25 protein-coding genes, 1 tRNA gene and 2 pseudogenes are annotated in these 23,722 nt (G+C 59.7%); 9 read left to right on the top strand and 19 right to left on the bottom strand.

The features are described 5' to 3' along the window. The first annotated feature begins 50 nt into the window (after positions 1-50). Positions 51-731 carry a uracil-DNA glycosylase gene (locus tag IU476_RS07320; protein ID WP_195098691.1) on the top strand — a complete coding sequence of 227 codons (681 nt, stop codon included), beginning with the start codon at positions 51-53 and terminating at the stop codon, positions 729-731. Between the two features lie 66 nt (positions 732-797). Here the strand turns inward: IU476_RS07320 and IU476_RS35955 are convergent, their stop codons facing one another. Further along, positions 798-1,826, bottom strand: coding sequence for an MSCRAMM family protein (locus IU476_RS35955; protein ID WP_324193955.1), 1,029 nt, complete (start codon positions 1,824-1,826; stop codon positions 798-800). Positions 1,827-1,856: 30 nt separating this feature from the next. Further along, a pseudogene (locus IU476_RS35960) lies at positions 1,857-3,278 on the bottom strand (MFS transporter); the annotation flags it as partial. 414 nt (positions 3,279-3,692) lie between these two features. Here IU476_RS35960 and IU476_RS07330 point away from each other — a divergent pair. Beyond that, a tRNA-Ala gene (locus IU476_RS07330) sits at positions 3,693-3,768 on the top strand. Positions 3,769-3,922: 154 nt separating this feature from the next. Further along, complete coding sequence (locus IU476_RS35965; protein WP_228823316.1) at positions 3,923-4,543, top strand: hypothetical protein; 621 nt, start codon at positions 3,923-3,925, stop codon at positions 4,541-4,543. Here IU476_RS35965 and IU476_RS35970 read toward each other — a convergent pair. From IU476_RS35970 to IU476_RS35975, 11 genes and pseudogenes are all read right to left on the bottom strand, one after another. After that, a pseudogene (locus tag IU476_RS35970) lies at positions 4,427-5,515 on the bottom strand (recombinase family protein); the annotation flags it as partial. The gene IU476_RS35965 and the pseudogene IU476_RS35970 overlap by 117 nt on opposite strands. Continuing rightward, positions 5,512-6,153: an ImmA/IrrE family metallo-endopeptidase gene (locus IU476_RS07340; protein ID WP_195098044.1), complete on the bottom strand. Its 642-nt coding sequence runs from the start codon at positions 6,151-6,153 to the stop codon at positions 5,512-5,514. The pseudogene IU476_RS35970 and the gene IU476_RS07340, both read right to left, overlap by 4 nt. Positions 6,154-6,242: 89 nt before the next feature. Further along, entirely contained in the window at positions 6,243-6,638 is a 396-nt protein-coding gene (locus IU476_RS07345) for a helix-turn-helix domain-containing protein (protein ID WP_195098046.1), read from the bottom strand. A gap of 276 nt (positions 6,639-6,914) precedes the next feature. Next, positions 6,915-7,256: a hypothetical protein gene (locus IU476_RS07350; RefSeq protein ID WP_195098049.1), complete on the bottom strand. Its 342-nt coding sequence runs from the start codon at positions 7,254-7,256 to the stop codon at positions 6,915-6,917. A 91-nt stretch (positions 7,257-7,347) separates the two neighbouring features. Next, positions 7,348-8,415 (bottom strand): DNA-methyltransferase, encoded by a 1,068-nt coding sequence (locus IU476_RS07355; protein WP_195098051.1) that lies wholly within the window; start codon positions 8,413-8,415, stop codon positions 7,348-7,350. After that, positions 8,412-9,407 carry a replication-relaxation family protein gene (locus tag IU476_RS07360; RefSeq protein WP_195098053.1) on the bottom strand — a complete coding sequence of 332 codons (996 nt, stop codon included), beginning with the start codon at positions 9,405-9,407 and terminating at the stop codon, positions 8,412-8,414. The genes IU476_RS07355 and IU476_RS07360 overlap by 4 nt, the downstream gene beginning before the upstream one ends. Further along, positions 9,404-11,605, bottom strand: coding sequence for a type IV secretory system conjugative DNA transfer family protein (locus IU476_RS07365; RefSeq protein WP_195098056.1), 2,202 nt, complete (start codon positions 11,603-11,605; stop codon positions 9,404-9,406). The genes IU476_RS07360 and IU476_RS07365 overlap by 4 nt, the downstream gene beginning before the upstream one ends. Next, positions 11,595-11,864 (bottom strand): hypothetical protein, encoded by a 270-nt coding sequence (locus tag IU476_RS07370; protein ID WP_195098058.1) that lies wholly within the window; start codon positions 11,862-11,864, stop codon positions 11,595-11,597. Before IU476_RS07370 ends, IU476_RS07365 begins: the two co-directional genes overlap by 11 nt. A gap of 283 nt (positions 11,865-12,147) precedes the next feature. Further along, positions 12,148-12,345, bottom strand: coding sequence for a hypothetical protein (locus tag IU476_RS07375; RefSeq protein ID WP_195098060.1), 198 nt, complete (start codon positions 12,343-12,345; stop codon positions 12,148-12,150). 271 nt (positions 12,346-12,616) lie between these two features. Further along, positions 12,617-12,907 carry a hypothetical protein gene (locus tag IU476_RS07380; protein ID WP_195098062.1) on the bottom strand — a complete coding sequence of 97 codons (291 nt, stop codon included), beginning with the start codon at positions 12,905-12,907 and terminating at the stop codon, positions 12,617-12,619. A 16-nt stretch (positions 12,908-12,923) separates the two neighbouring features. Continuing rightward, a complete protein-coding gene (locus tag IU476_RS35975; protein ID WP_228823317.1) occupies positions 12,924-13,079 on the bottom strand; it encodes a hypothetical protein in 156 nt (51 codons plus the stop codon). Positions 13,080-13,562: 483 nt separating this feature from the next. On the opposite strand from IU476_RS35975, the gene IU476_RS07390 reads away from it, so the two are divergent. From IU476_RS07390 to IU476_RS07400, 3 genes are all read left to right on the top strand, one after another. Next, positions 13,563-13,961: a hypothetical protein gene (locus tag IU476_RS07390; protein ID WP_195098066.1), complete on the top strand. Its 399-nt coding sequence runs from the start codon at positions 13,563-13,565 to the stop codon at positions 13,959-13,961. Positions 13,962-13,988: 27 nt separating this feature from the next. Continuing rightward, positions 13,989-15,794 (top strand): ATP-binding protein, encoded by a 1,806-nt coding sequence (locus IU476_RS07395; RefSeq protein ID WP_195098070.1) that lies wholly within the window; start codon positions 13,989-13,991, stop codon positions 15,792-15,794. A 161-nt stretch (positions 15,795-15,955) separates the two neighbouring features. Then, positions 15,956-16,282, top strand: a complete 327-nt coding sequence (locus IU476_RS07400) for a hypothetical protein (RefSeq protein ID WP_195098072.1) — start codon at positions 15,956-15,958, stop codon at positions 16,280-16,282. A 73-nt stretch (positions 16,283-16,355) separates the two neighbouring features. On the opposite strand, the gene IU476_RS07405 is transcribed toward IU476_RS07400, so the two are convergent. From IU476_RS07405 to IU476_RS07420, 4 genes are all read right to left on the bottom strand, one after another. Next, positions 16,356-16,499: a hypothetical protein gene (locus IU476_RS07405; protein WP_195098074.1), complete on the bottom strand. Its 144-nt coding sequence runs from the start codon at positions 16,497-16,499 to the stop codon at positions 16,356-16,358. Positions 16,500-16,626: 127 nt separating this feature from the next. Continuing rightward, positions 16,627-16,824 carry a hypothetical protein gene (locus IU476_RS07410; RefSeq protein WP_195098076.1) on the bottom strand — a complete coding sequence of 66 codons (198 nt, stop codon included), beginning with the start codon at positions 16,822-16,824 and terminating at the stop codon, positions 16,627-16,629. Positions 16,825-16,836: 12 nt separating this feature from the next. Beyond that, complete coding sequence (locus IU476_RS07415) at positions 16,837-17,307, bottom strand: hypothetical protein (protein WP_195098077.1); 471 nt, start codon at positions 17,305-17,307, stop codon at positions 16,837-16,839. A 14-nt stretch (positions 17,308-17,321) separates the two neighbouring features. Further along, positions 17,322-17,537: a hypothetical protein gene (locus IU476_RS07420; protein ID WP_195098078.1), complete on the bottom strand. Its 216-nt coding sequence runs from the start codon at positions 17,535-17,537 to the stop codon at positions 17,322-17,324. A 358-nt stretch (positions 17,538-17,895) separates the two neighbouring features. On the opposite strand from IU476_RS07420, the gene IU476_RS07425 reads away from it, so the two are divergent. The 3 genes from IU476_RS07425 to IU476_RS07435 are packed head-to-tail and all read left to right on the top strand — an operon-like array spanning position 17,896 to position 21,332. Beyond that, positions 17,896-19,332: a helix-turn-helix domain-containing protein gene (locus IU476_RS07425; RefSeq protein ID WP_228823318.1), complete on the top strand. Its 1,437-nt coding sequence runs from the start codon at positions 17,896-17,898 to the stop codon at positions 19,330-19,332. Beyond that, positions 19,329-20,225 (top strand): aminoglycoside phosphotransferase family protein, encoded by an 897-nt coding sequence (locus tag IU476_RS07430; RefSeq protein WP_195098079.1) that lies wholly within the window; start codon positions 19,329-19,331, stop codon positions 20,223-20,225. Before IU476_RS07425 ends, IU476_RS07430 begins: the two co-directional genes overlap by 4 nt. Before the next feature lie 60 nt (positions 20,226-20,285). After that, positions 20,286-21,332: a PIN domain-containing protein gene (locus IU476_RS07435; RefSeq protein ID WP_195098080.1), complete on the top strand. Its 1,047-nt coding sequence runs from the start codon at positions 20,286-20,288 to the stop codon at positions 21,330-21,332. Between the two features lie 117 nt (positions 21,333-21,449). On the opposite strand, the gene IU476_RS07440 is transcribed toward IU476_RS07435, so the two are convergent. Together IU476_RS07440 and IU476_RS07445 are read right to left on the bottom strand one after the other, a co-directional pair. Continuing rightward, positions 21,450-22,907: a DUF8370 family protein gene (locus IU476_RS07440; RefSeq protein ID WP_195098081.1), complete on the bottom strand. Its 1,458-nt coding sequence runs from the start codon at positions 22,905-22,907 to the stop codon at positions 21,450-21,452. Between the two features lie 133 nt (positions 22,908-23,040). Continuing rightward, the gene (locus IU476_RS07445; protein WP_195098083.1) at positions 23,041-23,514 is read right to left on the bottom strand and encodes a hypothetical protein; all 474 of its coding nucleotides are present in this window, start codon (positions 23,512-23,514) and stop codon (positions 23,041-23,043) included. Positions 23,515-23,722: the final 208 nt, after the last annotated feature.

Consider the following 23,722-nt stretch of genomic DNA (forward strand, 5'->3'; position numbering starts at 1 on the left):
CGGCCGGACGGACGTGATTGAGTGCGGACGTGTACCGCACCCTGGGCGAGATGGACACGGCGCTGAGCGACTGCCGCGCGTGTCCGCGCCTGGTCGCCTGGCGGGAGGAGGTCGCGCGGGAGAAGCGGGCGGCCTTCCGCGACGAGACCTATTGGGGCCGACCGGTCCCCGGCTTCGGCCCGGCCGACGCCCGGCTGCTGATGGTCGGGCTGGCGCCCGCCGCACACGGCGGCAACCGCACCGGCCGCATGTTCACCGGCGACCGCAGCGGCGACGTGCTCTATGCCGCGATGCACGCCGTGGGACTGGCCAGTCAGCCGACCGCCACCCACCTCGACGACGGCCTGCGACTGCTCGACACGCGCGTCACCGCCCCCGTGCACTGCGCGCCGCCGGCCAACAAACCCACGCCCGAGGAACGCGACACCTGCCGGAACTGGCTGGTCACCGAGCTCGAACTGCTCGCACCCACGCTGCGGACGATCGTGTCGCTCGGGGCGTGGGGCTGGCAGGCACTGCTGCCCGCGCTGGCACAGGCGGGCTGGGAGGCGGGCCGCCCGCGGTTCGGGCACGGCGTGCGGTACCGGATCGCACCCGCCCGCACCGACCGTGCCCCGCTCGAGCTGTTCGGTTGCTATCACGTCAGCCAGCGCAACACCTTCACCGGCAGGCTGACCCCCGCGATGCTGGAAACCGTTCTCGCGCAGGCGAAATCGTCGGCCGAGAGGTAGTGGGGGTTCGGGGCCCGGTGAGCTACGCAGTCCGCGCCTGTCCGCACCAGGGGCGGGCATCGCTGGTCAGTTGTTCCGTGCGTTCCCCGTGAACCCGTTGCGCTCGGCCACGCCCACGGCGGATCGTGTCGGTGAGCCATGGCCCAGCTCCAGGTCGACTGAATCGACGTCGCCGCCGCGCACGCTCACCCGGGTGGTGGCGGGCGCGTAGCCGCTGGCGATCACGGTGTAGCTGCCCTCGTCGAGGTTGCCGAAGCTGTAGCTGCCGTCCGGTCCGGTCGTCACGGTGTCGACCACGTTGCCCCGCGCGTCCGCCAGAGTCACCTGGGCGTCCTGCACCGGGCGGCCGTCGTCGACGTGCACCACGCCGTGCAGCCGGACACCCGGCCGCAGCAGCACTTCGAGGGGCGTGATGCCAGCGCCCGACACTCGCACCGGGAGGGCCGTCGGGTGGAAGCCCAGTGCGCTCACCGCGACGGTGAACTCGCCCTCGGGCAGTTCGGTCAGTCCGAACCGGCCGTCGAGATCGGTTACGGCGGAAGCCAATACCTCGCCGCGCAGATCGAGCGCCGAGACGTGGGCCTCGGGCACCGGGGTGCCGTCACCGGCCCGCGCCACCGTGCCCGCCAGTCCGGCCATCGCCGCCAGCGTCACGTCGCAGGACACCGGTCGGTCGCCGAGCGCCACGGTCGAGGCGTCGGGCCGGCGGCCCTCGGCGGAGGCGATGAGCACGTACGACCCGGCGGTCGGGGCGGCCAGCTCGTAGTAGCCGTCGGCGCGAGTCTGGGCGCGGCCCAACTGCTGACCGGCGGCCGAGATCAGGGTCAGCGTCGCGCCGGGCACCGCCGCGCCGCGTGCGTCGCGCACCGTGCCGAACAGCACCGGGCCGTTCGCGACCGGCCGCTCCGCGACGCCGTCGCGCGCGACCGCCCCGTTGCGCTGCCCGGCCGCGACCGACTGTGCGTTGCCATCCACGGGCGCCACCGACTGTGCGTTGCCATCCACGGACGCGACCGACTGTGCGTTGCTATACACGGGCGCGACCGACTGTGCACCGCCGTCCGCGACGGGCTCGCCGCGCACGCCGACCGCCACCGGCTCGCGGTCGTCGAGCGCGTGCCGCGGGCCCGGCGCGGCCGGAGCCGGGGCGACGGCACGCTGCCGCGCGGGGATGAACAGTGCGACCACGGCACCGAAAGCCGCTACGCCGCAACCGATCAGGAGACCGACGCGGAAACCGTTCTCGGTCGGGATGGAATGCCCCGCCAGGGTGACGCTCAGCTGCGCCAGCACCGCGCCGACCACCGCGGCCGCGGTGGACGTGCCGATCGAGCGCATCAGGGTGTTGAAACTATTGGCCGCGGCGGTCTCCGACTGCGGCACGGCGCCCATCACCAGCGCGGGCATGGCCCCGTAGGCGAATCCGACGCCGACGTTGATGATGAGGGTGACGATCAGCAGTCCCCAGGTGGTGCCCATCAGCCCCATCGACGAGCCGTATCCGGCGGCGATGATGACGCACCCGACGATCAGGGTGACCTTGGGCCCGCTCAGCGCAGACAGCTTGGCGCCGAACGGCGAGACCGCCATCATCATCAAGCCCGCGGGCGCCATCCACAGGCCCATCGCCATCATCGACTGGCCCAGGCCGTAACCGGTGGACTCCGGCAGCTGCAGCAGCTGCGGCACGATCAGCGACTGCGCGTACATGGCCATGCCGACCACGATCGAGGCGGCGTTGGTCAGCAGCACCTGCGGCCGCGCGGTGACGCGGAGGTCCACCAGCGGGTCGCGGGTGCGCAGTTCCCACCCGCCCCACAGCAGCAGCACCACGACGGCGGCCACGAACAACCCGATGGTCAGGCCGCTCGTCCAGCCCCACGCCGCGCCCTTGGAGATCGCCAGCAGCAGGCAGATCAGCCCCGCGCCCAGACCGACGGCACCGAGCACGTCGAACCGGCCCTTCGCCCCGCTGGGCGGAGTGGCCGGGATGGCGACGAAGATCAGCAGACCGACCAGCGCGGCCAGCACGGCGACGCCCCAGAACAGCACCCGCCAGCTGCTGTATTCGATGACCGCGGCGGCCAGCGGCAACCCGAGCGCGCCACCGATTCCCAACGACGAGCTGATCAGCGCGATGCCCGAACCGAGCCGCTCGGGCGGCAGCAGGTCGCGCAGCGCCGCGATGCCGACCGGGATCAGGCCGACGCACATCCCTTGCAGCACACGGCCGATGATCATCGGCCACAGCGACGACGCCAGCGCGCAGATCACCGACCCGACAACCAGCGGAACCACCGACGCCAGCAGCACCGTGCGCTTGCCCAGCAGGTCACCGAGCCGCCCGGCCACCGGGGTCGTCACCGCGCCGGCCAGCAGGCTCGCCGTCACCACCCACGTCGCGTTCGAAGCGCTGGTGTGCAGCAGCTGCGGCAGTTGTCCGAGCAGCGGCACCACCAGCGTCTGCGTCAACGACGCGACGATGCCGGCGAAGGCCAGCACACCCAGGAGCCCTCCCGGATGCCCAGTGGAATCTGTCTTCTGCACGCCGGCTCTCCCTCGAACGCCATACGACTGTCAATGTGCATCATGCACACTACATGTATGATGCATACTAACGGTGATCGGACCGGGCTTAAGTGATGCAGCTCTCATCCGAGGTTCGCGCCAACGGCTCGGATGCGGCTTTTCGTCGCCGGTTGCACGCTTCGACCGGCGCGACGCTTTACTCCCGCGTTGCCGCGGTCAAGTACTGCGCTGCGGTCTCGCCCTTCGTATTGCGGTCTCGCACTTCCCTTGTCGTAGCCTCAGCCCGCAGCGCGAAGGAAGGTCCCGTATACACGTCGATCAACCCCGCCACCACCCCCTTCCCGCTTCCCGCACCCCTCCTGACCAGCCGATTCGGCCCCACCCACCCCAACCTGCTAAAGTTCTGCAGCGTGGTTCGGCAACGACCCACACGGGGCTATGGCGCAGTTGGTAGCGCGTCTCGTTCGCATCGAGAAGGTCAGGGGTTCGATTCCCCTTAGCTCCACCACAGAGGCCGTACTCGAACCGGAAACCGAAAAAATGCCGGTGAGAGTGGGAGCTTCGTTGGAAGAAGTAGAGTTCGATTGATCAAGGGTTCCCGCAGCGCGGGAGCCCTTTTTCGTTGCCCGGCTTGTCGCCGTTGCGTGGAGCTTGGCTGCCCGATGGAAGTCGTTGAACGGCTGGTTGAGCTCGTCAGCCCGAACACCAGTCTCATCAAGGTAGAAGGCTTCGTAGAAGGTCTGGTTCATGAAGCGGCGGGTGTCGTCGGGAGAGCGCTCGTAGAGCCCGTGGGGGTCAGTGACGAGTTCGAGCGCCGTCTTGACGATTTCGACGCCGGTTGCGAGTTCGGCCGTGGTGCCGAGAAGACCGGATTGGACGCTATGGCGTTCCATCTCGATCTTGCGGAGGCGTGCCTTGATCTTGGCCTGCGGAAGTTCGCCGTCGGCAGCGAGGTCGAGCAGGCGCTCTTCCTTGACGTCCAGTTCTTTGAGTCGTTTGTTCAGTCCGGCGTTCATGGCACGGACACTGCCTTGGCGGTCGGCCACGGCCTCATCGAGCATGCGGGTGACGTCAGCGATGAACTCTTGTGGCAGGGTGAGGGTTTGGTAGTGGTTGACGATGGCGGCCTCGACCTCTTCAGCGGGCAGGTACGGCAAGTCGCATACGCCGTCTTGGCGGCCCCGGCACAGGAAGTAGTTGTAGACGCCGCCACCCCGCCCCCTGGCCTCGGTGTAGATGAGGCGGCTAGTGCGCTCGTTGCGCTCACAACGGTCGCAGAATAAACAGCCCTTGAGGTAGTGCTGCAGCACGCGGTCTCGTTGGCCGTTGGCGCTGCGCGTGTTCATGACGTCCTGGACGCGCTCGAACAGCTCCGGTTCGATGAGAGGCTCGTGGCGACCTTGATAGATTTCGCCCTTGTACGTGACGAACCCGATGTAGTACGGGTCTCGGAGCATCCGGTGCAGCCACTTGAATGTCACGGGGCGTTCCGGCCAACGGCTGTTGGCTCTGGCGGTCAAGCCGAGGTCGGCCAAAGTGGCCTCCAGGCGCTCCAAGGTGTAGTCGCCGGTGGCGTACAGCTCGAAAGCTTTTTTGACGAGCGGCGCCCGCTTCTCGTCAATACCAACGGTATTGATCTGCTTGCCTTCGTTCTCGACACGCACGTTGACATATCCGAGTCGAGCCTGCCCGAGCGTGCCGCCATTGATGGCTTTGTGCCGCATCTTCGTGGAAATGTCGAGGCCCTGCAAGGTATTTTGCAAGCCATTCATGATGTCAAGCATGCCTTCCATCGCCACGGCGTGCGGGCCTTCGCCGAAGTCTTCCTTTGCTGATACGAGCCGGACGCCGATCTTTTGCAGCTGCACTTGCAGGATGGCGGCATCGAAGTGGTTACGGAAGGCGCGCGAGCGCATGTAGACGATCAGGTATTCAATGTCTGGATGCTCTTGCAGATACTCCATAATCTCACGGATGATCGGACGCTGGTCGATCGTTTTACCGGAGTAGCCCGGCTCGATGAACTCTATTTCTACGTCAGAGTTAAGGGCTTCAGCCTTAGCATTGTTGTGGTCGCGCTGAGTGGCGATAGACAGGCCGTCTTCGTCAATATCTGTAGCCGTATGCGTCTGACGCTCGGTAGACACCCGCAACAGTGAGATTGCTTTGTGTCGGAGGATTGGATCGAGATCATCAGCGCGTTGCGGTGCAAGGCCACGCAGCAGATCGGCCGAGGTTCGTTTCTTCGTGCTCATGCAGCTACCCCCATTTGCTTAAGTGTCGGCGGTTTATATATATGTTCTCGGTAGTTAGTACGGCAGAAATAGGAACCGCTCGCGCCATTGTTTATCGGCAGATGCAGGATTCTCAATCGAACTTTCATAGCCGCAAGGGAAACCCGGCAAACGGCGGCCAACGCTTCAGGTGTTTGTAGCCCATCGCCCCACAGACGATAGATGGACACTTTGCTCATCAGCAGGCATCCGGCGAAGTGGTCGCATATCCGTTCGATTTCTCGTTGGCTGAGGTTTTTGTAGCTCGATTGGTACGGCCAATCGAGTATGTGTTTGAGTTCATGACAGATCGTAAAGCGTTGGCGTGCTTCGACTTCGGAGGCGTCAAGCCAGATCATCCAGCGGCCGTTATGGTAGCGGCTGGCACCCGAGTGGAGAGCGCTGCCGCGCTTCGATCGGCTGCCAAAATCCGCGCGGACAATATCGAGCCGCGTCAAGTTGATTATGTCGCTTTCTTGAATGGGACGATTACCCCACGCCGCAGCGAGGCGGTTAGCTTGCTGCTCGGCGATAATGATTGCCTCGTCGTAGGTGATCTCGCGCCGTGGCAAAAGACGCCTGAGTGATGTGAGAGTTGGTAAAGCGTTAGAACGGTTCATAAGTACCTCCTTTCCGGTGGCAGTAGTGAGAAGTGTGAGAATGTAAGAAAGAAGAGGTATAGGTGGGCTGAATAGCCTGCTACCGTACGCTATCGGGAGGTTCCGCTAGTTCTGATCCGTTCTTCTTCGGTGCGTTGCACAAACTCTTCGATCTTGGCAATGTCGCCGTCGGTCAGGTAGCGGTGTTTGGTGCGAAAGTACGTTGGTATGCTCGGGAGCGGCTGGCCCGTTGTTTCCCAGTGGGCTTCGTAGAAATCTTCGACATCAACGTCGAGTGCGTCCGCGAGCCTTTCCAGCGTAGCTGGCTTTACATGCGCGAGGATACCCGATTCTATCCGCCTGAGGTTGGAGCGGTCGATGCCGGAGCGTTCTTGCAAAGCGTAATGGGTCAGCCCACGCTTTTCGCGCAACATCTTGAGCAATTCTCCAAGCGGGGTCGTCTCTGATCCCATCTTGTCGTTTGAATTATTGCTCATGCGCTTCATGCTCCTTTACTTCATTTTCTTACAATTCCCATTTCGAGGCAATAGCTACCCCGTGTAGAATTTACAGCGGATAGTCCGTCGTTGGCTTATTTGTTCATATACCCTCCTTACAGTATTTTTCGTTGCGTCGACGGATAAATCGCGCTAATTCTGTGTTACGGTTTTTTGCCCGAAAGGTCAGTTCACCGTATTCATGGGTTAGAGGGGCCGGTCGGGTGCAGAGAGCGAAAATCGCTCGATCTGCACCCTCCCGGCTCCTTTGCTGAGCGTGTGGGCTCAGCTGTCCGACGTGGTTTCCTTGCTCCTCTGACGGGATCGAGTGGTGCCGCTACTGGGTGTCGCTTCCGGTGTGGTACCGGATGCGGCGAACAGGGTGGCGATAGCGTCGCGCCTGGCGGCGGCCTCGCGCTCGATTTCCGCCTGTACCTGTTCGGCACGGGAGCGGAGTTCCGGGTCGTCCTTCGCGCGCTCGATGTGCGTGCGGATGGCGATCTGGATTTCGTCGGTGATCGTTCCCTCCCGAAGCTGAGCGATGAAGCTCAGCTGGGCGTGAACATCGGGTTCCAGCTTGACCCCTAGCGTCTTTACGCTGCGGCTTTGCTGTTCTGGTGCGGACACGAGTCCTCCTCGGTGTTGGTGCGACTGGTGAACGGCTGTGTGCCGTTTCGATCCCCAGTCGCACGGCACCGACGAGGCACCGGAGACCCGTCTATGCGGCCGGGGCACCAGGGCTGTTGTCTTCGGTTTCGCGTTGGCGCTTGTAGCGCTCGTCTGCAATGCGGTCGTTGGCCAGCACTGCAAATGCTGGATTGAGTTCGACTCCCAACCACTCGCGTGCCAGCGCTTCAGCGGCGACAGCGGTGGTGCCGCTGCCGATGAACGGGTCAGCGACGATGCCGGGTTCGCTTGGTGCGCGGCAATCACACGTCGGCCCGAGCGCCGCTCGAGAAGCAACGCCACCAAGAGCCCGGATGATGCGCCGACGCCACGGCTGCCGGCATCGGGTACAGCGTGCCTCTGGGCATCCGGCTTGGATTGCCCGCGTGGCGAGTGTCATCGGGAACATGGCGTGATGGTCGCCGCGATGGTTGGCGGTGGCGAGTTGCCAGACGTCGCCCGGGTTCTTGCCGAGTGGATGACCGGCAAGCCCGGCCGCCTTGAGGCTGTCGAGTCCTGTGGCGGTATCGCCATTGGGACCGCGCCAAGATTCCTCGCGGGCCCGCTTCATGCGGTATGGCTTGGGAGAGCGCGTTTTGTGCGGTTGCCGGATGGCGTCGAGGTCGAAAAAGTATGTGGGTTGCTTCGCCAACACGTAGATGACTTCGTAGGTACAGGCCAACCGATCACGCACGCTGATCGGTATGGGGTTGGTCTTGGCCCAAATGACTTTGTTTCGAATGATCCAGCCGTCCCGTTGCAGCCGCAGTGCCAGACGTTCGGGTGCCATGAGCAGACTTTTTCGCAGGGCACCCTGCGAGTGGTGAAACGAGTACGTATCGCCGAGGTTCAGCCAGTAAGTGCCGGTGGGAACAAGCAGGCGGTGAACCTCCGCGCTGATGGCAGCGAGCCGTTCGACCCATTGGTCGACGTGGGTTTCAAGTCCAATTTGGTCATCGGTGCCGTAGTTGCGAAGGCGAAAGTACGGCGGACTGGTAAGCACCTGGTCAATGGAGCCTTCCGGCAGCTGGCGCAGCCGATCGAGTGCATCACCCACGAGTATCTGATTGCGTTCGAGCTGGCCTCCTTGGATAAAGCGAAGGTGAGAGTGTTTTGTCATATAGTCGCTCCTTTCTGAATTATTGGCAGTACTTGTTCCGGCGCTGCCACGTGGAAGAGGTTGGGGTCAAGTTGTCGGTCATTGTTGATGGCCTCTCGGAGCGCGGCTCGTCGCCGTTCCGCTTTGGTCTCGTCCTTGTGTGTCAGGATCCAGATCACCCAAGGGAATCCGCCCTCTTCTTGCTCGATGCCTTGGCGTCGATAGTGCTCGTACTCGTGACATTTCTTGATTAGTGTTCGGATTCCTTCATGGCCAAGGTCTATTTCGGCAAACCAGGCATCAACAAAATCAGTGCCCGGTGTTGAAGAAGTCTCAAAGTAGGCGTCCGGCTTCAAGGTGATCAGCGCGCCGCCGAGGCCGGTATATCTTCGCCATGCGGCGGGTTCGACCTCATGCCGTACGAGTTCAAGCGTTTGGCGGCGCTGGGCAATTTCCAGTTCGATACGTAAATCCGCAATTGCCAAATGATGTTCCGCAAATCGCGCCGATGGCTCATGCCAGCGTTGCCGTACTGGATTACCGGATTCAATCCTCAGTAGGTGTTCTCCAGCAGCAGCTATGTAATGCGTCAGCCCGCGGCTACCTGCATGCACGCCGCCGACGCGCCGGGTCAGCGTTTCGAGCAGGCCGGTTCTTCGTAACCGGGCAAGCACTCGTTGCGTCCGGCGCAACCCAGATGATGAGCCGAGATCATGGAAATGCAGCACGCAAATCTGACTGACAGTCAAGAAGCGGTGCTCGGCAACCGAGCGCAGTATTGCCCAGTCGCGGTCGCTCAACTGGTCAGCCACTCGACGCAGCTCGTACTTGCCCACTCGATTGGCTTGTGGCGGTGTGGTGGCCGGATGGCCACCATCATTAGCGGGCGCAAAAGTGGAGGTGGACGTACTGACCAGCGATGACGCGGGGATGTTGGTTGAGGGGAAACGGTCAGCGATACGGCCATCGTGGGCCGTAGCACTTCCCCGTCGTTCCGCCGATTCACCGCTCATGACCGCCTCGCTTTCCGGCCGTGGTTGACATCTGCCGCACGACCCGTGCCGTCCACGCCAGCCACCAAATCGGCGAACCCGGCCTCGATTTCATCAAGGGGTTGGCCGTAGCGCTTGCGGCTGCGTCGACGCACCTCTTCCGGATCACTGGTTTTCGGTGGTGGCGGCAAGGTCACGCCGGATATCCACGGCTGTACGCCGTTGTCCCGGATCAAACTTGCGTACACATGAAAGGCCGGAAGAGAGCTGAAATCCTCGGCCGCGACTGTGGATTGGCCGACTGCCGCGTTCTTGGCATCACCCGGTTGAAGTTGGAAAAATACCTTTGACCGGGCGTTGTTCCGCAGAGCCTCCAGCATTGACTTTGGCAACTGGGCTTCATGCTGATGAGCGAAATGGAACCCAGCTCGCAGGCTGCGCGCCAGCGCCAAGGCTTCGGATAGGTCGTCGGAAAATCGAAGGAACTCCTGGATTTCATCAACGAAGATCATCACCGGCTCACGCGACTGTTCAGGCGTACCAGCACGTTCGAGAATGGCTTGCCACAACTCGTACAGTACCGCCGCCGAAAGCAGTTGTGCCGCTTCAGGTCCGATCACGCCCTTTTGGAGAGGTACGAGCAACACCTTGCGTTCGGTAAGCACCTGCCGGATATTGAACTTCGGATTGCGCTGGGCAAGAACTGCCCTCAGCTGTTTGGTCATGAGCGGCCGGAGTTTATTGCTGAGAGGCGCGGTGATGCTGGCGACCGCTTCCGGTGAGAGGCCGTCGTACCACTGCCAGAAGGGCCCGGCGGCATAGGGGTCTTCGCGAATAATGTGCTGGGTAAGAGAGCGTCGAAACCCCGGATTGTTGAGCAACAGCGGCAACATGACCAATGAGGCATCTTCCCGTCTGGCCAGTACCTCAAGGCAATTGCGCAAGATGTCGGCGGATCGGTGGCCGAGGCTGTCTCCGTAGATTGAACGAAACATCGAAAACAATGAGTCGGCAACAACTTGAGGAGTTCGGCCGCCTCGATGCTTACCATCGAGCGGATTTATCCCTATAGGACTGTCCGACAGCGGATCAAGCACCACCACGTCATCTATGCGGTGGGCGGGGATACGCTCCAAAATGTCGGCAACGAGATCTTTCGGTTCGATGACCACAACCGGACGATTTTTCTCAAGGTCGTCAACGATCAGGTTCAGAAACAGGCTGGATTTCCCCACGCCGCTCGGCCCCATCGTCCACAGATGGCGCGTGGCGTCAACGACGCTGTAGCCAAACGCGCCCGTCACGCCGGGTGCGTTGGCATTAGCAATCACCCGCTCGCCCGCCAGTACGGCCGTAGATGGCCGGACTGGCTTCGGGTGACGCGGTGGCTGGCCGGGGAAGGGTTCGTCGTGGTCGCGGTCGTTGATCGGCCAGGCAATGAGGCGAGCCGTCTCGACCACCGAAAGCTGTTGAGCCCGCGCAAACAACGACCAGGTTGTCCGCGGGCGGTTCAGTTTGGCCGGCTGCTCCGGGCGCAAGGTCAAGCGGACTCCCGGAGCTTCGACCGTATTCATCGCCGCCGCCAGGCCGAGCAACAACGACCGCCGCCGTTCAGCCCCACCGGCATGGACGCCGATGCGGAGCGTGGTTATAAACCCGTGCTGGCCGACCTTCTGAGCTATGGCCTGACGAACATCGGCCCGATCTTCCGGGAGCGCTCCGCGTAGCACCCTGGAGATGACAGATTGGTCATAGCGGAGCGGTTCGGTCGGCACTGAATGCGGATGCCATCGAGGCCCGAGCACTTGTTGAATCACTAGCCGTTCCCCGCTGCGCACTGTGGTCAGGGCATGCAGGATGGAGCGCGTCGACGCCACCGCGTCGTGGGGTTCGATGGGGCGCACCGATGACAACTTGAGCTTGCGCGCCACGGTGATCGGCTCGCGGTCGTCCGGATAGCCGACCATAACGCTGCCCTTCACCAGCTGCTCGATTGCCGCCCGCACTCCTTGGGCATGTCGCAGCCGGGAGCCGATCAGGTACTCGACACCACCAGATTCAGCGCGTGTTTCGAGGATGAGCTGTGGGGCGTGGGTTTGTGCCGCCCAGTGGCGCAGGATGGAGAACGCGGCGGCCTCCGGGAACGGCGCTGGCCAGAACACTTGCTGCCATACCAGCGAATCCGCCGTAAGGGGCAAGGCTTGCTGGTCAGTCGTCATGGCGAACCTCCGTCTGGCCAGAGCTGTCCGAAGCCGGCGCCTGCTCGTCAGTCGACGATCCGGCTGCGAGAACCGTGCTGACGGATTCCTTTTCAGCGTCCATTTCGGCCATGGCGAGGGTGATGACCGCCCGGCTGAGCTTGCGCAGATCGGGCGTTTTGCGCTTGACGCTGCGCACCGTGATCTCCCCCTGGTGGCGCGTTCTCCGCTGTCTGCCTTGGGCTTCGCGGCGGTAGTTGGGTCGATGGGTCTTTGACATAACTAATTCCTCCTTTATGCGTTATTGGTTGCTGTTCCTCCCCGCCGCCGATCCAGATTTTGGGCGCAGAAAACCACGCCTGGATTCAGGCGGCGGGGAGCATATTTGGACGAACTGCCGATCAGCGTGAGGCTGACTCAGCGTGGAGCGGGGTAATTGTTACCGCGTCGTCTGCCTTTACTATGCGGGGTACTAATTACCTCGTCAACGAACTTCAGCGGTGAGCTGCTGTTTTTACAACAGCGAAGCGAACATATCGCCCTGGGGTGTATCGGGCAGATAGTTACCAACGGTCTCGTGTAGCGCGATACACAACAACGCCGAGCCATATCAGCACCGCGAGACCGAGCGCGCCAAGAAGCCAAATCATGATGAACTTGAGCACGGCCACGGCGATGGATAGCGCGATCACACCGCCCAGCACAGCGAGGCAAAACGACAGAAACCTGTCGCCCCAGCCCTTCGGGTCTGTGCCGCTCATGCACGCCTCCTCGCGCTCGCGTCGCGAACACACTGCCGAGCAACGACATACGCGGTTTGGACGCGAGCCACACTGCGAACTGCTTGGCTGTCGATCCGTGCCAGCTCACGTTGGAGGGCCACTCGCAGATGTCTCAGCTCGCGGCGTCGCCCCCACTCCATCTCAGCCCTGTGGATAATCCAGAGGACGAGCAGATACAGGCTAAACAGCAGCGCCCACCACGCGATGAACTCGGCGAGCCACTGGAGCACCACCGCATCGGGAGAATGGCTCATTCCTGCGCCCACTGCTTGATCCACTCCATCGTGTCGCGGGACACCTGCTGCACGAACGTCATGACCCGGTGCGCCGCAACGGGTGCCATGTCGTGGTGGACATCCACCATCTCTTTGATGTCGTGCATGGCACCGGCGACGTAGATAATCACGCCGTTGCCCAGGTGCTCCGCCACGATTGGGTGGTCGCCGGGCGGCGTCACCTTCAGGAGGTCCGCCAGCTCGCAGGCCTGTTGGGTCAGGTCGTCGGACTCTTCCGGTATAGGTGCCGGGTTGAAATCGGTCATGTTGAAACTCCTTCTGTCAGTGCTGGAACCGCGAAATTTCATTGCCCACGAACGAGGCGTACTGCTCGACGATGTAGCCGAGCCGGGCGGCCGTGTCCGGGTCGCCGTCGGCGTGGAAGCTGGCTTCCCGCGACAGCATCGCCGTGGTCTGGAGGCCGATAGCGGCGACCATGCCGGCTGCTTGAACGCGGGTAGCTCTGACCAGTCCGCGGGTCATCTCCTTGTTCTGGAGCCGTTGCAGCTCTCGGCCTTCGGCACGGCTGAAGCCGTCGGGTATGGGGATGGACAACTGAGAGTTGGCCCGAGGAAGTAATGAGGACATTGGATGCCTTTCCGTGGTGAATTTCGGGTACCACGAAATCTGCCATAGCAGCCCGCTGACCCTCTACGGCTTTAGGCGGTCAGTGTGCTGACCGTCACCCCCATTAGGCGGTCAGAAGCTATTGACAAAGCATCTCGAAAGGCGTTTATTGGGTAATGAAATATGTCTCACGAAATATCTCATCCGCCAGAATGGCACGAAGTGCAGCGCCCACCCGAAGTACGGGTATTCAATGTTGACGTGTTGAGTGACGCTGAGATTTTGGCGACACATCAAGGACTGTCTGCACTAATCAAGCAACTACGACGGCCCGAGGGGGAGGATTACGATCCGATGAGCATTACAGCCGCGAAGCTTGATGCCAAATTATCCTATGAGGTGCGCGATCTCACGAGCCGTGATCCGGAGAGAGTTAAAAAACTCGTAGCGGACTGTATGAATAGTGAAATTGCGAGTAATTGGGATCTAGCCGTAGATATTGTTGACAGTCTCGCCCAACATGATTGGCCTTTTACCCGGGATGCACTAGTCATAATGGGTGTAAATCCGGTCATGAAGATCGGAGATGAGTTGGCGTACACTGGGGTTGTAGCAGGCAGAAAGCTCTCAGTACTAATGCGTGACGAGCTTACCCCTGAGCAGATTGATGATCTCCAGGAACGTTACCGCGCAGCTGGCGGAGAGCACGAGCTTCGAGCTGCGCCTCCTGGATACTTCCCTAAAGCCCAGTAGCCACTGACTCTGCGCCATACTAGAGCTATGGCCGATCCCGCCAAAGACTTCAAGCAGCTCGTTCGTGAACTCGAACGTCTTGCCGACCACCCCTTTCGGAAGGCTTTCCGTCAGGCTGGAGACGTCGATGAGCGGAACAAGTTCCCAACCGTCGCTCAGATCGTGCGTCGTTGTGTTGGTGATAGACGCTGGGAGCACAGCCCGAGCATGAGTGCTACCTCTACCATCCGAGAGGCAATTGCTCGAATTCCCAAAGTAATGACGGGCCGTTCTCCTGAGAAGAACCGTGATGCTGGTGGCGACAGTTCCTGGCGAGGCGTCGACGAGCATCGGATTGCGGAAATAATCTTCGGCTTTCGCGATCCCGAAGTAATTGAAATTTGTGGGCATCCACTGAGTGAGCTTCAGTATGACGCCCACTATCGACCCGCTGTCGTACAAGTTGCAGGATTGCAGAATGCGTCACCCAGCACAAAGAGCCGAATGATCCATGTCGTCCGTCAGGATGTAGCCTACGCCCTCCTCGACATGGCCAAAGCATCCGAGACGCTCCAAAACCAAGCTGAGCAGCCATCCTTGTCGTCTGCTTCCTACCTTGTGACTCGGCCGAAAGTGTCCGCCAAATTGTTCGAGTTGCTGCACAATCTGTCACCACAGCTGATATGGGTATACGGCGAGCCGGGCTCGGGCAAGAGCACGGCCGTGAGGCAGGCTTTTCAGGAAGCATCGGTAAATGCTATTTGGATAGATTGCAGCGAGGATATGTTTAATCCTCGCAGGCTCCATCTACAGCTCGTTGCGGTACTTCGCGACCATGGTGTGGAAATTTCGCGTAACGACGACGAAGTTCGGATGCAATTCTGCGAGCTTCTACATAAAGAGCCCATTGGGAAAATCTTTGTCATCGATAACTATGAGGTGCGACATTTTCCTGAAATTCTGTCCCTTCGGGATATGTCTTCATCTATCCTCGTCATAGGTCGATCATTACCGCCACACCACGTCGAGGGTGCTAAGCCAATTGAGATAGGCGATCTAGAAGACAAGGAAGCTCACGAGCTTGTCGGTCATTACCTCCCTGGCACCTCAGTTGAAAAACGCGAGGCTATATCCACAGCCCTTTTCGGAAGAGCGCTACTCATAGACCAAGCTTGCCGGGCGGCGGTGGGCTTGAATAAATCTATTGAAGACTATCTTCAAGAATTAAGGAATCCTGGTGAACTGTTGAGAGTAATTGATGGCGCGTCCGAGGAGGTGAACCGAAGTATCGGGAACCACTATAGGTCGATCTTTAACAGCCTGGAAAAGGCTGCCCCTCTGTCCATTAGGCTACTGACGCTTGCCTGCCTGCGATATTACGGAATGCCTGTTCAGGAAATTAAAAGAGAATGGGATCGGACTGCCAACGGCGCCTACCTATTCAAGGCAGTGTCCGGCTTTGAGCCATCATCAGATTTATCCGTGACCGACAAATACCGTCTTACGGACGAGAATTATTTTGAGTTTCTGGACATGATCCCAAGCTGGGGCAAAGACACCAAAGATCGCCGTCAGGTCAGCGTCGGGATCAGCAGCGAAGTGGAGGCCGTTCTATCAGTAGTGCAACGTACCGGCTTGGTAACTGTAGGCTTCGACGAAGCCGGACCCGGAGATGGGCCTTATGACTATCGTCGGGTATTTATGCATAGATTAACTTCATTTATGATACTTCGCTTATGCAGTAAAGAGATTCAGAATATGTATGACCTTTATCTATCGTGGTGCATGATCAACGCTGCGGAATACCGATACAAACAGTTCGGCGATCGCGCCTTTTATGACCTAGACGAGTAGTTCGCCAAGGGGCTACATGGAATTGACATTTAATACAAAACATGATACAATCAAGACACCGTGGGTTGTGAGCCAACTGGCGCAGAACTAGCGGTCGTCGGCATTCTCGTCGCGGCTCAATTGGCCTGTAGCTTCAGGTCACATGCGCGTCGGAGGCAATCATGGCGACGACAGACCCTTCACCTTCCCCGAGGAGCTTGAAGTCACTCTTCTACTGGAGCAACCTTTTTGCTGCGTGCTTCATGCTCATGCTCGCCATAACCGTAGGCTGTTGGCGCTACACATGTTTCGCGCTACACGTCTCTCTTGTTGGCTATCTGGTTCTGATTCTTTTTTTGTTCTATGCCAACGAGGTCGATTTTCGCCACACTGTGGCCGAGAACAACGAGAAGATCGCCGACCTGGAGGAACAAGTCGAGACGCATCTCGACACCATCGAGGCAATGCGCGAGGAGGCCGAGTCGAAAGACCCGGCCGAGAGCGATTAAGACAACTCGGAAGATTGAAGGACAGGGCCGTGTCGCACCCGCGACACGGCCCCTTTCAATTGGCAACAAGTTTTTATAAATCATCATCCACAATCGGCAACACCTCCGTATCATCCTCATCGCTCCACCAGCGCACCGGGCGTGGCGGCAGCGGCCGGACACCCTTCTCGTCTTCCTCTTCGCTGTATTCCTCGTCCCACGGATCTTGGCTCGGCATCCTCCCTGCTCGGTGCCGACCTGGGTGGTAGTCGTCCGAACTCCAGTACGCCCCAACTCGGTAGCTCAGCACCGCCGTGAAGATCACCGAGCCGGGCCACAGAATCCAAACGAAGGGTCCCATCACCTCAGCAGTCGTCCTCGACCAGCAGTAGGTAGGCCGCTTCCAGATGCACGACGCACTCATCCGGGTGGTGGTGCCGATGAATCTCCCGCAGTTCCCGCGCCCGCAGGACGGTCAGCTCCATCAGATGCGCTTGGCACATGAACTCGGCGAGCTTGCCGTCCGCCTGGACGAACGTCTTATGGTTCAAGGGTTCTGGCACTGCGACCCCCGCTCACATATCCGGCGGCAGTCGCCGCCCGGTTGTCAGCTCCGCGACTAGACAGTTGTAGGCGTCGCTCATCCGGGCCACCCAGTAGGCGTCTTCGTGTGCTTGGCTGTCCAGGTAGTTGAGCCAGAGCTCAGCCAAGCGCGAAACGACCAAGCCGACGGTTTCGGTGTGCCAGACTCCGGCGACATGCTTTCGACTGCGGAGCACTGAGGCCACGATCTGGTCAATCGTGGCGGCGAGTGTGGCCAGCTGGACTTCAGCTGCGTTGTAGTTCTTGACCATTTGGCGAAGAGCGTTGGAAGACAACAAATCCGGCTCGTTGAGCTGGCGGATAGCATCGCGCCGCTTGTGGTGTACGGGGATCATGGCCGAGGCAGCGTCAGTCAGCTTGATCAACGGCGACGTCACCACGTCACCTCGGAAGGCACGTTGAAGATGCTCGGCGTTCGGAAACAGGGGCAGCTCGGTCATCATGGCGACAAGACCCTTCACCGGGGTTTGCTCGTGGAGGGCACGACCCGGCCGGCGTCGCTGAGAGCCTGAAGCGCTGCCGCTTTACGCGGACATTTTTTGGCGCGGCAGGCCACATGGAACTGCATCACGGTATGCGCCTGTTGGACAGTGAACGGTGCATCCGGAGCCAGATGGGTTTCCTGCTCGGTCAGGCTGACGAGTTGGTGGATGGCGAGCGTGCTGTACGGCATGGGCTGGTACCTCTCGAAGTGATGCGGTCAGAGGCACCCAGTACCAAGGGCTTTCGCCACCTGCCCGGCTCACCGGGGCGGGTGCGCCGCCCCGAGGGGACGGCGTCGGCTTGGTACCGGGTGCCAGGTTCAACCGTTGCCGATTGGGTCAATCCGCCGATATGCCGAACCCTGCACCGCCCCCATGCATTTCGGGCATACGCGCGTCGTATCGCGTCGGTCAGTGATGCCGTCCACAACGCCGGATTACCAGCGGTTATGCGATATACATGGAACGTATAGCCGGTGCGTCCAACCGCTGGTAATGTCCGCCCGACCAGGGAAAACGGCGCATGACCCGACCAGACCGAGGGCATTGATGACGCGGGTACCCAAACTGCAGCGGTATTGCACACGTTGCGGCAACCGGCTGAACAGCTACAACGGGCAGACCTTCTGCGGCCCTTGCGAAGCCACGTTTCGAGAGGAGATGGCACATCCGCCGCAGGTGCCGTTCAGTTTCTGGCAGACAGATCAGCTGCGTGATGCGCTCGCGACGTGGCACATGGGCCGGGTTATTGCTGCGTACCGGATACATCCGTACCACGGCAGAACACTGCCACAGGAACTTGTCGCCAGCTGGCTCGGATTGACACAAGCCCAGCTCAGCCGCTTGGAGAAGGGGCCAGCCCCCGAGTACCTGTCCAAGCTGATCCGGTGGGCGCAGATCCTTGGCATTCCTGGAGACTTGTTGTGGTTCAAGCTGCCCGGTGCGTCCGCCGCTACCCTCGATGACGTGAAGCGCCAAGATTTTCTCCGCGCCGCGCTTGGTGTCACGGCCGCCGGAGCTGCTGCGCCGCTGATGGAACTACTCAGCACGATCCAGCCCACGCCCGTGCCGTCGACGGTGGGCGCCACTGAAATTGAACAGATCCGCCGAACTGCCCGCGAGTTCAGCACCTGGGATCACGCTTACGGCGGCGGGCTTGTCCGTGAAGCGGTTGGCGCGCAGCTTCGCTATGCGGTCAGCCTGCTCAACGCTCACTGCTCAGATCGACATCGAGCTGAGCTTCAAAGTGCCGTTGGTTTCCTCGGCCACACTGCGGGCTTTATGGCCTTCGACGCCTACGCCCATGCTGATGCCCGCAGCATGTTCCGCTTGGCCTGGACCTGCGCCGAAGAAGCGGGCGACTGGCACCTTCGAGGCAAAGTGTTGTCCTCGATGGCCCGCCAGGCCGTTTGGTGCGGCAACCCCGACGATGGGCTGACCTACATCGAACTCGCGATGGTGCGCTCGGATCGCCTGACCGCCACGGAATGCGCCATGTTGCAGTCCGCCAGGGCGCGGGCACTAGCGAAGCTTCGCCGCGTGGAAGAAGCTATGTGGGCGGTCGGCCAAGCTGACGAAGCATTTTCTCAGGCCTCGCCGCAGGATGATCCGCCATGGATGTCGTACTACGACGTGGCACAGCACTCGGGCGATACTGGTCATGCCCTGTTTGATCTGGCCGTACAGGGCCGGTTTGCCACCGAAGCGAAGCAGCGGCTCCAGGCTGCTGTCACTGGACATACCGACACGTATGTTCGGTCTCGTGCGATTTCCGGCATCAAACTGGCGTCGCTCACCATGGCAACCGGTGATCCGCACGAAGCCGCCACGTTTGGTACTGCCGCCCTGGTGGACGCGGGCCACATCCGCTCACGCCGGGCGGCCGATGATCTGCGGGAACTGGCGAGGTACGCCACGCAACATCGAACGGTGACAGAAGCCGCCGAACTGCGGACGCGCATCGACAGTGTCGTGGCGGGGGTATGAGCGGGACGACCGAAGATGAAGCGTCCGCGGCCCTTCGGTCAGCTTGTTTGAAAGTCGGGCTCGACCCCACCGACGCCGAACTCCTGCGGCGCAGCGAAAATGTCATCTACCGGCTTCGTGGCGACGTGGTCGTACGGATCAGCCGGCCGGGGCAACAGGCTGCCGCCTTGCGGGAAGTGGTGGCCTCCCAGTGGCTAGAGGCGTCCGGTGTCGATGCAGTGCAGGTCGTGCTGGGAATCGAACAGCCAGTGGACGTTGACGGGCGAGCCGTCACGTTCTGGCGCGAGCTGCCGCCCCATCATCACGGCACGCCCGCACAGGTGGCTGGCGCGCTAAAGAAGCTCCACAGTCTGACGCCGCCCACCGCCTTCGACCCCGGCATGGTGGCACCGTTCGTCCGGTTAGAGGAACGGATCGACCGAGCAAATTTTCTGCCTGACGATGACCGGCATTGGATGCGCGAGCACCTGGCGGAGTTGCGCCAGCGGTGGGACGAGCTGCCAACCGGCCTGCCCTGGTGTGTCATTCACGGCGACGCCTGGGGCGGCAATGTCGTAGCCGCTGATGACGGCCGGGTGATCCTGCTGGACCTGGAGCGAACGTCGCTCGGGCCGCCGGAGTGGGACTTGGTACACACGGCGATCAAGTGGTCGTCGTTCGGCTGGATCAGCGCGAAACAGTATGGCGAGTTCTGCGATGTGTATGGGTATGACGTCACAACATGGGAGGGGTTCGAGCTGCTGCGGGACATCCGGGAGTTTCGGATGACGACGATGGCGATTCAGCGTGCTACGGAAAACTCCAACCAGACAGAGCAAGCATTAGTACGCCTTGCCTGCATCAGTGGTTCTCGTGGCCTGCGACCCTGGCATGGTTGGACAGCGCTGAGCTGATTGCACTGGCTAATAATTTCCTCAATAAAGTGAAATGAGCAGCGTGTTATTATTTTACACATGAGTATCAATACTAAACCCTTGGACGCTGACAGCCCGGATTCACCAGCGCGCCTCCTCATTGATACTTCTACGTGGCTCGACCTCGCAAAACGTCGCGATGGCCACCGCTGGATAGGGGCTCTGTACGACCTTATTCAAGATGGACTAATACAGCTTCTGGTACCGGATCTGATAATTGAAGAGTTCGAGCGAAATCGCTCAGGTGTAGAGTCGACAATCACAAGACAGATGGCCGAGCGTTTCAAGCTGATCAGACGTGATATCAACGAGTACGGCAACGAAGAGCAGCGGCGTGCGCTGGATGAGGTTGCGTATCATGTCCCACTAATAAGCGCGATGGCAACACGGAACTTCGATGATATTTTAACTCTGCTACGAAATGGGACGCGACTTGAGGCCACTGCGGACGAGCATTATCAAGTCGTGCAGCGCGGCCTAGACAAAAGGGCACCGTTTCATCATAAGCCAGGTAGTGTCGCGGACGCGCTGCTAATCGAACTCTACGCATCATGCTTGCGAGAGGATGAAGCTAGCAGCGATACTGTGGTCGCTGCTCACGCGTTCGTGACATCAAACTCCGATGATTTTTCAAATCCTAACGGTGACAAGCGGGAGCCGCACTCTGATCTCAGCGATTTGTTCGCGAGAGATGGATCATTATACGGCCTAGGAGTAGATGGCTTACAAGCCATACTGTATGACATCATCGGTGAAGAAATTCTTAATGACATTTTATCTAACTATGGTTTCAGCGAAGACCCCCGAACATTAAGCGAGGTATTGGAGGCGGAAAAGGAATACTTCGACCGCGTCTGGTATCACCGCTCTCTCATGCACGATTATAGGCTTGAGCAGCAGGGAGCTTCCGATGAGCTTAGAAAGCATCAGGAGATTGCAGCATCAGCTCGTAAGCGTATCGAAGATGAACGCGGAGGTGCGGATGCACTTTGGCCGAATTCAGATTTCGAACTTGGAATGTTGAATGGTAAGCTATCGGCCCTTCGGTGGGTACTCGGCGATGAATGGGATTTTCTTGACACATAGTCAACGATAAGCGCACGTACTGATCAGTTCGGGGACCACGTGCCGCTTGTCATGTAAGTGGCTGCGCCTTTCCCTGGTCGGGTTCCAGTAGCATGGCAGTCGGCTAAGCCAGGGGCCTCATGCGGTGGATGCGGAAGGCTTATTGTCACTGCGTGCATCAATCGCAATGATCGACTCATCGTCAGCCAAACCGAGTTCGACTAGTACTCGGCGTAGTTTCGCCTGGTCCTCTGCGGTATAGCAGATGATAACTTTCAAAGAGGAATCGGTCTTGTTGGCTTTCTCGTAGATAGCAACTTGCTTTTCAAGATTCCGTTTCAAGCTGGAACTTTTCGCAAGTTTGAACTCGATTAGCGATTTGTCGCCCGCTCCATAGCTGACCTTGAAGTCGACCGGGCCGCGCCCATTATTGGGCTCACGGTTGACATCGAAATCTGTGCTGCACCATGCCAGCCCGAAGAAGAGTTGTACTTCTGTTTCGTTTGAGAACGGCTCGCCATTTCCCCGATTAATGAGTTTATAGCCGTCTTGATGCTCTACATAGTGCTTGAACACTAGAACTCGTTCGCGAGCCTCGTCGTAGCTACTCCAGTTCTTATCGTAGAAGTTGGTCTTCTTCTCGATATCAACAATCGCCGCACGCACCTGCTCAACCAAAGCTGTTCGAGTATCGTCAGTCTTTTTTGAGCTGATTGCTTGAGCGTTGTCGCCGCTGTCCTCTTTCAGCTTAATATAAAGATCTACCAGCTCGCGAAATTCCCGAACGGTCGCCGCAGCAGCTTCGGCGCGATCCTTGGCTGAGGGCTTCTTGCCAAGACGCGCGCGGAAATACTGATTAATCTGCGCGCGCAGCTGGTCATTGTCTACCGCGTCAGGTAGATGATCAAACTGCCTTATCATATCCGAGTAATTGATCCATGTCTCATCCCTGGTCAGCATATCCAAAGGCGTAAGTACGACGTAATCATTTCGGAGCTTAGGCAGATAGTACTTGCGCGTCTCCCAGGTCTTAGTCTCGTAATTGAATCGAGCATGCGGAACCGAGAAGTGCGCACAATATTTCGGATCGAGGTGTTCTTTCGCAAATGCCTCTGTGTATAGGAGGAGATAGTCCTTGATAAGGTTGGTGGTGAAGTCGCTGATGCTATCGCGCCCAACACCTCCCTTGATAAGAGCGAGCTTCTCTAGGTGGCTGCTTCGGGTGATATCTTCTCGACCGAAGTTCGATAGAATACTTCCAAGTGAGCTATGGAGTGCGTTGGCGAAATCCCGCCCTAGGGCGTGGCCGCTATTGCCGAGTACCGTGAAGCCCAGCCAGTTCTGTTTCACTTCTTTAAAGCGATACCATGCCTTGACCAGAGCCGGATCGAGGTCAGGATTGGCCTCGTCGCGAAGAAAGGCTAAGTATCTAATAATATCCTCGTGTAATTGCTGGTACTCAGGCTTTTCGCTGTTGAATAGCAGGAAGGGGTCTATGAAAAGTGGCAGGTCAGTTACGACGCTGATGTCAAGAGCCCCGTACCTCTCAAGATTTTCGGGGTCAACCTCGAAATAGTCTGAAAAATATAATTCCATACCTGCTCCAACTATACGCCCCGAACGACACATATCCCAGCACTAGCAGAATACTCCGCAGGTAGTAGGTTGATTAACTTTGGAACGCGGCGTGTCGCGCTGGTTGTCATCTGTCAAACGGACAGACTTTCCTCTATTTCTGTGTAATTTGATTGCGATCCTCCCCTGTGCATCGTTCACGCCCGTGAGGATCGCGCAACATGACGTCACTTGAGGTCAGCGCCTTACCGACCGTCGTGGGACTGAATCCGAGCTTGTCGCCGATCCATGCGAGGGAACGGCCTGCCCGGTAGAAGTCCGCTGCGTCCGCTACTTGTTGCTCGGTCAGGCCTTGGCGGCGCATGCTCGCGCCATCTTCACGGAGTATCTTGAGGATCGTTCCTTTGGCAAGCTTGTGGTCGGCGACGAGTTGGTTGGAGCTGGTTCCGCCCTCGTACTTGGCGACGATCTGAGTACGTTCGTCTTGGCTTACCCGGCGCTTGAGCGCATGACGGTGCGGCGCAACGGGTTTGGGCTGACGCGGCACGATGGAGGCCAGGCGACCCTTCAGGGAGTCCAGGCGATCTCTGAGGTAGTCCTTCCTGGCGTAACCTCCTACGAAGTCCACAAACGAAACCGCAGGTCGCAGACCTGCGGTTTTTGTGTCTCATACGGGATCCGAACCGCTCGCCGACCGCGTCGTCCACGATCCACCCACGCCGACGCTGCAAACTTCAATAACCCTGTGTTGCAACAGCTTTCGCACTCGATGCCTACCGTTGCCGATTACCTTTCGGATACGATGGCACTGTCCGGTCGACGAGGACACCGAAAAT

The sequence above is a fragment of the Nocardia blacklockiae genome, from assembly GCF_015477355.1.
GTDB lineage: Bacteria > Actinomycetota > Actinomycetes > Mycobacteriales > Mycobacteriaceae > Nocardia > Nocardia blacklockiae.